Source organism: Streptomyces cavernae, assembly GCF_004023625.1.
In the GTDB taxonomy this organism is placed as follows: domain Bacteria; phylum Actinomycetota; class Actinomycetes; order Streptomycetales; family Streptomycetaceae; genus Streptomyces; species Streptomyces cavernae.
The window spans coordinates 1-12,723 of sequence record NZ_RPDJ01000054.1 but is presented as its reverse complement, the minus strand read 5'-3'; the positions used below and the strand labels follow the sequence as shown (position 1 = coordinate 12,723).

The following is a 12,723-nucleotide window of genomic DNA, read 5'->3' as shown; positions in this document are numbered from 1 at the left end:
GTGAAGAAGGTGTGCGAGGTGGATGGCGGGGCCCCATTCCGGGTGTCGCGGGCCGACTCGCTGCCGTAGGTTCTACACCAGATGAGAGAAACACCCCGCCCACAGGGGACTGTGGGCGACACCAGGACGGGGCCTCCCCAGCTTCGCCCTGGTCGTGCCCTCGCGCACACCACCGGAGCTTCCAGTTCCGGATCTCCTCACCGATCGGATCGCCGAGCGCCCCAAACCCCCCGGGGCGCGCGGCCGACCGATCTGGACGGCCGCCTCGGAACTACCCCCCCTGTTCCGGGGCGGCCGACCTTCCTCCTTCTCCCACCCCGCGGGCTCCGCGGGGTTCTTCCGTTGCTCGGCCTGTGCGCAGTGGTCTTCGCTCTGGTCACCTGGCAGGTCGCCGCCGGTGGGCCGGTGCGCCGGGCCGACGAACGGTTCAGCACGGCACTCGCGGACCCCGACGGGTTCTCCGGATTCCTCTCCGACCTGGGCAACTTCACCGTCGCCGTACCCGTCCTCGCAGTCGCCGTGCTGTACACGTCCTGGCGTGCCCGGCGGTCCGGTGCGGACCGCTGGTGGCTGTCGGCGCTCGCCGGCACGGTGGTGATGTGTGCGGTTCCGGCCGTGGTCGCCCCGTTGAAGGCCCTGGTCGACCGTCCGGCGCCGCCCGGCATGGACGGCAGCGGCTTCTACCCCTCCGGCCACACCGCCACGGCCGCGATCGCGTACGGCGCCGCGGCCCTGCTCCTGCTCCCCTGGTGCGACGGCCGCCGCGTCCGGCGCGTACTGACCGCCGGTTGTGGGGTGCTGAACGCGGGTGTCGGCTTCGGGCTGGTGCGGCACGGCTATCACTGGGCTCTGGACGTCGTGGGCAGCTGGCTGCTGAGCGCGATGCTGCTGACCGCGCTCGCCATGGTGGTCGCGGGGTTCGGCCGAAGCCGCGGGCCGAAGCCCGTGCAGCCCGCTCGACAGCGGTAGCCATGCCCTGGCCCAGGGCCATTGGCCGGTGACCATTAACCGTTAGCCGCCCTCAGGTTGCGGCTCTCAGGTTGCGGCCCTCAGCCCTCATCCCCACAGTCTCAGCTGTCGAACCCCATCCCCAGCCGGTCCATAGTCCGCAGCCACAGGTTCCGGCGCCCCCCATGGGCATCGGCGTGGGCCAGCGACCACTTGGTGAGCGCGATACCGGTCCAGGCGAACGGCTCGGGCGGGAACGGCACCGGCTTCGTGCGGACCATCCGCAACGCCGTGCGTTCCGTACGCTCGCCCGACAACAGGTCGAGCATCACGGCGGCACCGAAGCGGGTCGCGCCGACGCCGAGCCCCGTGTAGCCGGCCGCGTACGCGACCCGTCCCTTGTGCGCGGTCCCGAAGAACGCCGAGAAGCGTGAGCAGGTGTCGATCGCGCCGCCCCAGGCGTGGGTGAAGCGCAGGCCCTCCAGTTGCGGGAAGCAGCGGAAGAAGTGCCCGGCGAGCTTGGCGTAGGTCTCCGGCCGGTTGTCGTACTCGGCGCGCACTCGTCCGCCGTACGGATAGACGGCGTCGTAGCCGCCCCACAGGATCCGGTTGTCGGCGGACAGCCTGAAGTAGTGGAACTGGTTGGCCGAGTCGCCGAGGCCCTGGCGGTTCTTCCAGCCGATCGACGCCAGTTGGCCGTCGGTGAGCGGTTCGGTCATCAGCGCGTAGTCGTAGACGGGGACGGTGTACGGACGCACACGCCGTACGAGGCTGGGAAAGACGTTGGTGCCGAGGGCCACGCGGCGGGCGCGGACCCGGCCGTACGGGGTGCGGACGGCCATGCCGGCGCCGTACGGCTTCAGGTCGAGCGCCGGCGTGTGCTCGTGGATGCGGACGCCGAGCCGCAGACAGGCCCGCTTCAGGCCCCAGGCGAGCCGGGCCGGGTTGAGGATCGCGACGCCTCGCCGGTCGTGCAGTCCGGCGAGGAACGTCGGTGAGTCGACCTGCTCCCTCACCGCGTCGGTGTCCAGGTACTCCAGGCCGTCGGCGAGGCCCCGGCGGGCGGTCTCCTCGTACCACTGCCGCAGTTCGGCCGCCTGGTAAGGCTCGGTGGCGACGTCGATCTCGCCGGTGCGTTCGAAGTCGCAGTCGATGCCGTGGCGGGCGACAGCGGCCTCGATCCCGTCGAGGTTCTCGTCGCCGAGCCGCTGGAGGCGCTCGATCTCGTCGGGCCAGCGGGCCAGGCCGTTGGCCAGGCCGTGGGTGAGGGACGCGGCGCAGAAGCCGCCGTTGCGGCCGGAGGCGGCCCAGCCCGCCTCGCGGCCCTCCAGGAGCACCACCTCGCGCCGTGGGTCGCGCTCCTTCGCGAGGAGCGCGGTCCACAGTCCGCTGTAGCCGCCGCCGACGACCAGCAGGTCGCAGGTGTCGGTGGCGGTGAGGGCGGGTTCGGGGCGGGGCTTTTCCGGGTCGTCCAGCCAGTACGGGACCGGCTGGGCGTCGGAGAGTGATCTCGTCCAACGGTTCATGGCGCTGGGGGCCATGATGTCAACTCCCTACAGAGGCTCAGAGGCTTCGGGGCCGGTGTCACCCGGCCACGGGTTCACGCCTTCTGCCGTTTGCGGCGGTTGCCGATCAGCATTCCCGCCAGGACGAACAGAACGGCGACGACGAACATGGCGGTGCCGATGACATTGATCTGGACGGGCGTTCCGCGCTGGGCCGAGCCCCAGACGAACATGGGGAAGGTGACGAGCGAGCCCGCGTTGAAATTGGTGATGATGAAATCGTCGAAGGAGAGAGCGAAGGCGAGCAGCGCGCCCGCCGCGATTCCGGGCGCGGCGAGGGGCAGCGTGACCCTGAGGAAGGTCTGCGCGGGCCCGGCGTAGAGATCCTGCGCGGCCTGTTCCAGGCTCGGGTCCATCGACATCACCCTTGCCTTGACGGCGACGACGACGAAGCTGAGGCAGAACATGATGTGGGCGATCAGGACCGTCCAGAAGCCGAGTTGAGCTCCCAGGTTGAGGAAGAGCGTCAGCAGGGAGGCCGCCATCACGACCTCGGGCATCGCCATCGGCAGGAAGATGAGTGAGTTGACCGCCCCTCGCGCGCGGAAGCGGTAGCGGACCAGCGCGAAGGCGATCATCGTGCCGAGGACGGTGGCGCCGAGCGTCGCCCAGAACGCGATCTGCAGGCTGACGGAGAGCGAGCCGCACAGGTCGGAGACCCCGCAGGGGTCCTTCCAGGCGTCCGCGGAGAACCGCTGCCACTCGTAATTGAATCGGCCCTTCGGTTTGTTGAAGGAGAACACCGTGACGACGACGTTCGGAAGGAGGAGGTATCCGAGCGTCAGCAGTCCCGCGATGACGACGAGATGGCGTCTGAGCCAGTTGACGAAGGTCATTTAAACCAGATCCTCCGTGCCGGACCTGCGGATGTAGAGCGTGACCATGATGAGGATCGCGGCCATCAGGATGAACGAGAGGGCGGCGGCCGTCGGGTAGTCCAGGACCCGCAGGAACTGCGTTTGGATGACGTTGCCGACCATGCGGGTGTCCGTGGAACCGAGGAGTTCGGCGTTGACGTAGTCGCCGCTCGCCGGGATGAAGGTGAGCAGGGTGCCGGAGACGACTCCCGGCATGGAGAGCGGGAAGGTCACCTTGCGGAAGGTTGTGGAGGGCCTCGCGTACAGGTCGCCGGCGGCCTCGTGCAGCCGTGGGTCGATGCGCTCCAGTGAGGTGTAGAGCGGCAGGATCATGAAGGGCAGGAAGTTGTACGTGAGGCCGCACACCACCGCGAGGGGGGTGGCGAGGACGCGGTCGCCGGCCGTGATGCCGAGCCAGTTGGTGACGTCCAGGACGTGCAGTGTGTTGAGGGCGCCGACGACCGGGCCGCCGTCCGAGAGGATCGTCTTCCAGGCGAGCGTACGGATCAGGAAGCTGGTGAAGAACGGCGCGATGACGAGGATCAGCACGACGTTGCGCCAGCGGCCCGCGCGGAAGGCGATCAGATAGGCGAGCGGATAGCCGAGCAGCAGGCACAGGACGGTCGCGGTGCCGGCGTAGAGCACCGAGCGCAGGAACTGCGGCCAGTACTCGGCGAGCGCGTCCCAGTAGGTCGCGAAGTGCCAGGTGACCTTGTAGCCCTCCTCCAGGGAGCCCGTCTGCACGGACGTGGAGGCCTGGTAGACCATCGGCATCAGGAAGAAGACCAGCAGCCACAGGATGCCGGGCAGCAGCAGCCAGTAGGGGACGAGCCGGCCGCGCCCGCGCGGCGGCTTCTGCTCGGGCGCGGGGGGCGCGAGAGGCGGTGGCGCCTCGGTCAGGGTCGACATCAGGCCGCCTCTTCCCCTACCGCCTGGGTGTCCGCCGCGCCGGTTGTGCCGGCCAGCGGGGACTGGGACGCGTCCAGGCCGAAGCTGTGCGCGGGATTCCAGTGCAGGACGACCTCGGTGCCGGGCACCAGCCTCGTGTCCCGGTCGATGTTCTGCACGTACACCTCGAACTCGGGGCACACGGGGCTGTCGATCACGTACTGGGTGGAGACGCCGATGAAACTGCTGTCGGCGATCTTCCCGGTGATGCGGTTGCGGCCGGGTGGTATCCCGCCCGCGTCGTCGGCGTGGGCCAGGGAGATCTTCTCGGGTCGTACGCCGACGAGAAGCTCGCCGCCGGTCGTGGTGGGCGCCGAGCAGCGGGACTCGGGGAGGGTGAGCTTGCAGTCGCCGGCCTTGACGACGATGTCGTCGCCCTTCCTGGTGTCGACCTCGGCCTCGATGAGGTTGGAGGTGCCGAGGAAGTTGGCGACGAACGTTGACCGCGGGTTCTCGTAGAGGTCGGCGGGCGAGCCGAGTTGCTCGACGCGGCCCGCGTTCATCACGGCGACCGTGTCGGCCATCGTCATGGCCTCCTCCTGGTCGTGCGTGACGTGGATGAAGGTGATGCCGACCTCGGTCTGGATCCGCTTGAGCTCCAGCTGCATCTGGCGGCGCAGCTTCAGGTCGAGGGCGCCGAGCGGCTCGTCGAGGAGGAGCACCTTGGGGTGGTTGATCAGGGCGCGGGCGACGGCGACGCGCTGCTGCTGGCCGCCGGAGAGCTGGTGCGGCTTCTTGCGTGCCTGCTCGCCGAGCTGGACCAGTTCGAGCATCTCCCCGACCTGCTTCTTCACCGACTTGATACCGCGTCTGCGCAGGCCGAAGGCGACGTTCTCGTAGATGTCGAGGTGCGGGAAGAGGGCGTACGACTGGAAGACGGTGTTGACCGGCCGCTTGTACGGGGGCAGCGCCGTCACGTCCTGCTCGCCCAACCGGACGGTTCCGGAGGAGGGTTCCTCCAGGCCTGCGATCATGCGCAGGGTGGTGGTCTTGCCGCAGCCCGACGCCCCGAGGAGCGCGAAGAACGAGCCCTGCGGCACGGTCAGGTCGAGGGGGTGCACGGCGGTGAAGGAGCCGTACGTCTTGCTGATCCCGGAGAGGCGGACGTCGCCGCCGGCTTCTGTCGTCATCATCGTCACGCCCCTGTGAGCTTCGCGAACTTGGCTTCGTAGGCCGTCTCTTCCTTCTGGCTCAGCGAGCGGAAGGCACGGGACTTCGCGGCCATGGACTGGTCGGGAATGATCAGCGGGTTGTCGGCCGCGCTCTGGTCGATCTTCGCGAGGTAGGGCCTCACCTTCGTCGCCTCGACCGGGGTCACGTAGTTGATGTACGCGGCGAGTTCGGCGGCCGGTCCGGGCTCGTAGTAGTAGTCCATGAGCCGCTCGGCGTTGGTCTTGTGACGTGCCTTGTTGGGGATCAGCATGTTGTCGCTCGACGTCAGATAGCCGCTGTCGGGGATCATGAAGTCGACGTCCGGGCTGTCGGCCTTGAGCTGCACGACGTCACCGGCCCAGGCGATGCAGGCCGCGAAGTCGCCCTTGGTGAGGTCGGAGGTGTAGTCGTTGCCGGTGAAGCGGCGTATCTGCTGCGAGTCGACGGCCTTCTGGAGGCGGGCGATGGCGGCGTCGTAGTCGTCGTCGGTGAACTTCGCCGGGTCCTTGCCCATGTCGAGCAGGGTCATCCCGATCGTGTCGCGCATTTCGGTGAGGAAGCCGACGCGCCCCTTGAGTTTGGGGTTGTCGAGCATGTCGGAGACCGACTTCACCTCGGCGCCGTCGAGCGCCTTCTTGTTGTACGCGATGACCGTCGAGATGCCCTGCCAGGGGTACGAGTAGGCGCGGCCCGGGTCCCAGTCGGGGCTGCGGAACTGGTCGGAGAGGTTGGCGAAGGCGTGCGGCAGGTTGGACGGGTCCAGTTTCTGCGCCCAGCCCAGGCGGATCAGCCGGCCGGCGAGCCAGTCGGTGAGGACGATGATGTCGCGGCCGGTGTCCTGGCCTGCGGCGAGCTGCGGTTTGATCTTGGCGAAGAACTCGTTGTTGTCGTTGATGTCCTCGGTGTACTTGACCGTGATGCCGGTGCGTTTGGTGAAGGCCTCAAGCGTGGGGTGACGCTTTCCGCTGTCGTCGATGTCGATGTACTCGGTCCAGTTGGAGAAGTTGACCGTCTTCTCCTTGGCCGAGTGGTCCTCGGCGGAAACACCGCCCTGGGTCTTGCCGGCGGCGGGGATGCCACAGCCGGTGAGCGCCCCGAGCCCGCCGGCGACCAGTGCGCCGCCTGCGGACGCCCGCAGCAGCGACCGACGGGTGAGGGCGGCCCTCCCGCTGGTGAGACTGCGCCGCATGGCGGCCAGTTGGGCCGGGGATAGGCGTTCGGGCTCGTTCTGCTCCATGCGCGTGGTGGCCTTTCGTCAGGGGGGCCTGGTCAGCGCCCGAGGTGGCGGTCGTTCCCCCGGTGTGTGCGGCGGTCCGTCGGCGGCGCGCCGCCGACGGCGGCGGCGGCGGGCTATCGGTCCCCGAAGACCGTGCGGTGCCAGTCCTTGCGGGCCACCGCGGTGTTGTCGAACATGACGTGCTTCACCTGGGTGTACTCCTCGAAGGAATAGGCGGACATGTCCTTGCCGAAGCCGGACGCCCGGTATCCGCCGTGCGGCATCTCGCTGATGATCGGGATGTGGTCGTTGATCCAGACGCAGCCCGCCCGGATCTCCCGGGTCGCACGGCCCGCCCGGTACACATCGCGGCTCCAGGCGGAGGCGGCGAGCCCGTACGGGGTGTCGTTGGCGAGCGCGATGCCGTCATCGTCGTCGTCGAAGGGCAGCACGACGAGCACGGGGCCGAAGATCTCCGACTGGACGATCTCACTGTCCTGCGCGGCGTCGGTGATCAGCGTGGGCAGGTAGTAGGCGCCCTTCAGGTGCTGTGGGGCGGCGCCGCCGGTGACCACGCGTGCGTGCGTGCGCGCCCGGTCGACGAAACCGGCCACGCGGTCGCGCTGCGCGTACGAGATCAACGGGCCCAGGTCGGTGCCGGGCTCGAACGGGTCGCCGAGCCGGACGGTCGCCATGAGGTCGGCGGTCGCGGAGACGAACTCCTCGTAGAGGGGCCTTTGCACGTACGCGCGCGTGGCCGCCGTGCAGTCCTGGCCGGTGTTGATCAGCGCGCCCGCCACCGCGCCGTGCACGGCGGCCTCGATGTCGGCGTCGTCGAAGACCACGAAGGGGGCCTTGCCGCCGAGTTCGAGGTGGAGGCGCTTGACGGTACCGGTGGCGATCTCGGCGACCCGCTTGCCGACGGGGGTGGAGCCGGTGAAGGAGATCATGGCGACGTCCGGGTGCGCGACCAGGCGCTCACCGGCCTGTCCGCCGGTGCCCGTGACGATGTTGATCACACCGTCGGGGATGCCCGCCTCGGTCGCGGACGCGGCGAAGAGGAGCGAGGTCAGGGGGGTCAGTTCGGCGGGCTTGAGGACGATCGTGTTGCCCGCGGCGACGGCCGGGAGGATCTTCCAGGCGGCCATCTGCAACGGGTAGTTCCACGGCGCGATCGAGCCGATGACGCCGATGGGTTCGCGGCGCACGTAGGAGGTGTGGTCGCCGGAGTACTCGCCCGCGGACTGGCCCTGGAGATGCCGGGCGGCCCCCGCGAAGAAGGCGGTGTTGTCGATCGTGCCGGGGACGTCGAACTCCCGGCTGAGCTTGAGCGGCTTGCCGCACTGGAGGGACTCGGCCAGGGCGAACTCCCCGGCGCGGTCGGCGAGGACGGCGGCGAAACGGTGCAGGGCGTCGGAACGCTCGCCGGGGGTGGCGGCGGACCACAGGGGGAAGGCGTCTCGGGCGGCGGCGACGGCGGAGTCGACGTCGTCCGCTCCGGCGAGTTCGTAGGTGTGGATCTCGTCGCCGGTGGCCGGATCCACCACCGTGTGAGTACGGCCGGAAGTCCCCTTGGCCGGGCGGCCCGCGATGTACTGGGCACCGTCGGCGAAGTGTTCGCGTACGTGTCGCAGCGCCTGGTCCCGGGTGCCTCGGGCGCTGTCGCCACGGTTTTCCATGTCGCTCTCCTCCACCGCGTCCACGCAGACCATGACGTAGCTTCAGCTCGATTTGAGTGCCGATCCTGACAGAATCAGGCCACTCCAACAAGTGATTCCGTTGTTGCCTTTTGATTACGCGACGGAATCTGTCGGCTGAGTGTCGAGTCGGGGCCGAAAACGCGGGACGGACTGTCAGTGGCGGCTGCCACACTGACGGGCATGGGGAAGATCGAGTCGGTGGAGTCGCTGGTCAACGCGGTCCGTTCGGGGACTCGCGTCAAGTATCTGCACTTCTGGGGGCACCGGCCCCGGCCGGACGGGCGGCTGGGACCGAGCTGTCTCAGCCAGTGGTGGCCGTCGCCGTTCACGGTGGACGGGGTGTCGTACGCGACGGCGGAGCACTGGATGATGGCGTCGAAGGCGCGCCTGTTCCAGGACGCGGAGGCGGAGCGCCGCGCTCTACAGGCGCCGAACCCCGCCCTGGCGAAGAAGGCCGGCCGCCTGGTGCGCGGCTTCGACGACACGGTGTGGGAGCGCGAGCGCTACGGCATCGTGGTCGAGGGCAGCGTCCACAAGTTCGCGTCGGACCCCGAGTTGGGGGCTTTCTTGCGCGGCACGGGTGAGCGGGTGCTGGTGGAGGCCAGCCCCATGGACCGCGTCTGGGGGATAGGCCTGGCGGCGGACGACGAACGAGCCGGGGATCCGGAGCGGTGGCGGGGGCTGAACCTGCTGGGGTTCGCGCTGATGGCGGCCCGGGAGCGGTTGCCGAGCGAGGTCGGCCGACAGTTGCCGAGCGAGGTCGGCTGAACCGCCTTGCGGGAGGGCCCGGTCTACGACCGGGCCGCCGAGTAGCCCTCTTCCGTCGGCGGCTCATCGGGCTCGTCACCCCACGTCGCGTACATGAGGCCGATCATCATGACGCCCAGCAGGATGCCGATGACCCCGCAGATGATGCCGGTCATGGCCTGACCGGCGTTGGTCGCCTCGCCCCGGCGGACCCTTCTGCTGCCGATCACACCGAAGACGACCGCGAGGACGCCGAGGACGATCGCCACCGGCCAGAGGCAGAAGCCCACGGCCGCGATGATGCCGAGCACCATGGCGGTGGTGCCCAGGCCGTTGTTCGGAGCCACCGGCATGGCGGGCCAGCCGTAGGCCGGGGTGCCGGGGGCGCCCTGGTAGTGGGCGGGGCCGCCTTGATGGTGGCCGGGGGGACCTGGGTGGTGGCCGGGGGGACCTGGGTGGTAGCCGGGCTGTCCGCCGGGGGCCGGGTACGCGGGGTAGCCGTATCCCGGGTAGCCGTACGCGGGGTAGCCGTAGGGGACCTGCCCGGGCCCGTCCGGGGAGATCGGCGGCGGGGGAACGGGTTCGCCGGGCGGGACGGCGCCCGGCCGGGCGAAGGGCGGGCCGGCGTGCGAGGTGCCGCTGGGCGGCGCGAAGGGGTCCGCGGGCGGCGTGCCGCCCGGTGGCGCGAAGGAGTGCGGGGCCGGGGTGGCGCTTGAGGGAGGTCCGGCCGGAGGCGCGAAGGGGTTGTCCGCCTTGCCGGGAGCACCGGAGGGAGCGTTTCCCGGTCCGGTCGGAGACGCGAAGGGGTTGTCCGCCGAGCCGGAAACCCCGGAGGCACCGGAGGCACCGGAGGCACCGGAGGCACCGGAGGCACCGTTTCCAGGTCCGGTCGGCGCCGCGAAGGGGTTGTCCGATGTGTTCGGCGTACCGGAACTGCCCCGCTGTGGGGGGCCGCTCGGGGGTGCGGAGTGGCGGCTGGGAGGCGCGGAGGAGTCGCTGGAGGGTGCGGAGGTGGCCGCCCAGGGCTGAGGGGTGGAGCCGCCGGCGGGTCCGGCGGGGGCAGCCCAGGGCCGGGGGGTGGAGCCGGCCGCCGGGGCGGGGTCCGGCACGATCCGATCGGTCTCCCAGGCGGTCTCCGAAACGCCCGCCACATCCTCCCCGTACTGGGTCGTCTCCTGCGGCGCGTCCGCGTCCGTCCCCGTCTCCGCCTCCGGCCAGGACCCCCGGGGTGGGGTGGCATCCGGCACGGCGGACCCGTCGAGGGAAGCCTTCGGTGCGGGCGTGCGCGGGTCCGGAGTGGCGCGCTGCTCGGGTGGGGCCCAGGGGTCGCCGGTGCGTTCCTGCGCGTCGTCGGACATACGCGGGTCCCCTCCCGTTGCAGACCAGGCAATGGTACGGCCCGGTCTGATCATCAACGAGCGCGCCCTACGATGTCTCCGCACCACCGATCAGCCGATCACCCGCGCCGCACCGGCCCGCAGACCGGACCGCGCGGCGCCCTTTCCGGGGAGGACCCCTTGACCGACCACCGCACCGAGCACACCCCCCGCGCCCCACGGGACCTGCAGGCCTTCATCGCAGGGCTCCCCAAGGCCGAACTCCATGTGCACCACGTCGGCTCCGCCTCCCCGCGCATCGTCTCCGCCCTCGCCGCCCGCCACCCCGACTCCCGGGTCCCCGTAGACCCCGAGGCCCTCGCCGCCTACTTCACCTTCACGGACTTCGCCCACTTCATCGAGGTGTACCTGTCGGTCGTCGACCTCGTCCGCACCCCCGAGGACGTACGGCTGCTCACCTACGAGGTCGCCCGCGAGCTCGGCCGGCAGCAGGTCCGCTACGCGGAGCTGACGATCACCCCGTACTCGTCGACCCGCCGCGGCATCGAGGCGCGCGCGTTCATGGACGCCATAGAGGACGCCCGCAAGGCGGCCGAGGCCGAGCTGGGCGTCGTACTGCGCTGGTGCTTCGACATCCCCGGCGAGGCCGGTCTCGAAGCGGCCGAGGAGACCACGCGGCTGGCCACCGACGACAGGCTGCGCCCGGAGGGGCTGGTGTCGTTCGGGCTCGGCGGGCCCGAAGTAGGCGTGCCGCGGCCGCAGTTCAAGCCGTACTTCGACCGGGCCATCGCTGCCGGGCTGCGCTCCGTCCCGCACGCCGGCGAGACCACCGGGCCGGAGACGGTCTGGGACGCGCTGACCGAACTGCGCGCCGAGCGCATCGGCCACGGCACCAGCTCGGCGCAGGACCCGAAACTGCTGGCGCACCTCGCCGAGCGGCGGATCCCGCTGGAGGTCTGCCCGACCTCGAACATCGCCACGCGCGCGGTGCGCACCCTCGACGAACACCCGATCAAGGAGTTCGTGCGGGCCGGTGTCCTGGTGACCGTGAACTCCGACGACCCGCCAATGTTCGGCACGGACCTCAACAACGAGTACACGGTCGCCGCCCGCCTCCTCGACCTCGACGAACGCGGCCTCGCGGACCTCGCCCGGAACGCCGTGGATGCGTCGTTCCTCGACGCCGCTGGCAAGGCGAGGCTGGTGTCCGAGATCGAGGACCACACCTCGGCGTGGCTCGCCCGCTGACACCGAGCACAATGGGGGCCATGCCCCAGCGCACCATCACGGCCGTGGCCCACCGCGGCGATCCCTATCGCTTCCGTGAGAACACCATCGCGTCGCTGCGGTCCGCGCTCGACCGAGGCGCGGACGCGGTGGAGTTCGACGTCCGGTCGACCCGGGACGGCGTCCCCGTTCTGCTGCACGACGCGACGCTGAAGCGGCTGTGGGGGCACGACCGGCCGCTGGCCGCCCTGTCCTTCGCCGAGGCGAACGGCCTGACCGGCGGCGGAGTGCCGACGCTCGCCGAGGCACTGGAGGCCACCAAGGAGAACCGGGTGCTGGTGGACCTCCCGGGGCCGGTCGACGCGGCGGCGATCCGTACGATCGTCGGCGTCGTCGGCGACTGCGGGGCGGCGGACCGGGTGTACTACTGCGCGGGGCCGTCCACGATGCTCGCGGTCCGCGCCGCCGATCCGCGGGCCGAGATAGCACTGACCTGGACGAGCCTCGCGCCCCCGCGCCCCGCGCTGCTCGACACGGTGCGCCCGCGCTGGCTCAACTACCGCTTCGGTCTGGTGGACCGCGCCCTCACGGACCGCGTCCACCGCGACGGCCACCTGCTCTCCGTCTGGACCCCGGACACCCGCCGCTCGATGCGCCGCCTCCTGGACGCCGGCGTCGACTCAATCACGACGAACCGCGTGGACGTCCTGCACGGCCTGCGTGCGGGGGCTCCTGCGGCGGCTCGTGCGGGAGCTGACTCGACCGGAGGCTGACCCGTCCGGGAGCTCCGGGGGACAAGGAGACTAAGGGCTTGCCGGGAAATAAATCGTCGGCGAGCATCTGTCCTGAGCTGCAGTGTCAAGACCCGGAGCACGCAAGTTGCATCCCGGCAAGCCCTAAGCCTCGATCCACCGGGCAATAGCCGGTCCAGGGCTTGGACATGAAGACGCGGATGCCCTCTGAGCTGGGATGATGGGACTTCCTAGGGTTCCATGTCCACAGAATCGGAGTGCATCCGCGAGATGC

Annotated in this window: 11 protein-coding genes; 4 read left to right on the top strand and 7 right to left on the bottom strand. The window is 70.2% G+C overall.

The window, feature by feature from the left end; all coding sequences use genetic code 11:
- Nucleotides 1-360: 360 nt before the first annotated feature.
- On the top strand, nucleotides 361-969 hold the full coding sequence (locus EF387_RS41820; RefSeq protein WP_338058157.1) for a phosphatase PAP2 family protein: 609 nt from the start codon (nucleotides 361-363) through the stop codon (nucleotides 967-969).
- Between the two features lie 101 nt (nucleotides 970-1,070).
- On the opposite strand, the gene EF387_RS41815 is transcribed toward EF387_RS41820, so the two are convergent.
- The 6 genes from EF387_RS41815 to EF387_RS41790 form a co-directional block, all read right to left on the bottom strand.
- Entirely contained in the window at nucleotides 1,071-2,489 is a 1,419-nt protein-coding gene (locus tag EF387_RS41815; protein ID WP_128381846.1) for an NAD(P)/FAD-dependent oxidoreductase, read from the bottom strand.
- 59 nt (nucleotides 2,490-2,548) lie between these two features.
- A complete protein-coding gene (locus tag EF387_RS41810) occupies nucleotides 2,549-3,349 on the bottom strand; it encodes an ABC transporter permease (protein WP_128381845.1) in 801 nt (266 codons plus the stop codon).
- Nucleotides 3,350-4,279: an ABC transporter permease gene (locus EF387_RS41805; RefSeq protein ID WP_128381844.1), complete on the bottom strand. Its 930-nt coding sequence runs from the start codon at nucleotides 4,277-4,279 to the stop codon at nucleotides 3,350-3,352.
- A complete protein-coding gene (locus EF387_RS41800) occupies nucleotides 4,279-5,448 on the bottom strand; it encodes an ABC transporter ATP-binding protein (RefSeq protein WP_162467315.1) in 1,170 nt (389 codons plus the stop codon). The genes EF387_RS41805 and EF387_RS41800 overlap by 1 nt, the downstream gene beginning before the upstream one ends.
- Before the next feature lie 5 nt (nucleotides 5,449-5,453).
- On the bottom strand, nucleotides 5,454-6,707 hold the full coding sequence (locus EF387_RS41795; RefSeq protein WP_128381842.1) for a polyamine ABC transporter substrate-binding protein: 1,254 nt from the start codon (nucleotides 6,705-6,707) through the stop codon (nucleotides 5,454-5,456).
- Between the two features lie 113 nt (nucleotides 6,708-6,820).
- Nucleotides 6,821-8,365 carry a gamma-aminobutyraldehyde dehydrogenase gene (locus EF387_RS41790; protein WP_128381841.1) on the bottom strand — a complete coding sequence of 515 codons (1,545 nt, stop codon included), beginning with the start codon at nucleotides 8,363-8,365 and terminating at the stop codon, nucleotides 6,821-6,823.
- Nucleotides 8,366-8,566: 201 nt separating this feature from the next.
- Between EF387_RS41790 and EF387_RS41785 the strand changes: the two genes are divergently transcribed.
- Nucleotides 8,567-9,154 (top strand): NADAR family protein, encoded by a 588-nt coding sequence (locus EF387_RS41785; RefSeq protein ID WP_202918540.1) that lies wholly within the window; start codon nucleotides 8,567-8,569, stop codon nucleotides 9,152-9,154.
- A 23-nt stretch (nucleotides 9,155-9,177) separates the two neighbouring features.
- Here the strand turns inward: EF387_RS41785 and EF387_RS48940 are convergent, their stop codons facing one another.
- Nucleotides 9,178-10,491, bottom strand: a complete 1,314-nt coding sequence (locus EF387_RS48940; RefSeq protein WP_238432000.1) for a DUF4190 domain-containing protein — start codon at nucleotides 10,489-10,491, stop codon at nucleotides 9,178-9,180.
- A 72-nt stretch (nucleotides 10,492-10,563) separates the two neighbouring features.
- Between EF387_RS48940 and EF387_RS41775 the strand changes: the two genes are divergently transcribed.
- The gene (locus EF387_RS41775; RefSeq protein WP_476691253.1) at nucleotides 10,564-11,718 is read left to right on the top strand and encodes an adenosine deaminase; all 1,155 of its coding nucleotides are present in this window, start codon (nucleotides 10,564-10,566) and stop codon (nucleotides 11,716-11,718) included.
- 11 nt (nucleotides 11,719-11,729) lie between these two features.
- A complete protein-coding gene (locus tag EF387_RS41770; RefSeq protein WP_128381838.1) occupies nucleotides 11,730-12,470 on the top strand; it encodes a glycerophosphodiester phosphodiesterase in 741 nt (246 codons plus the stop codon).
- The last annotated feature ends 253 nt before the right edge of the window (nucleotides 12,471-12,723 follow it).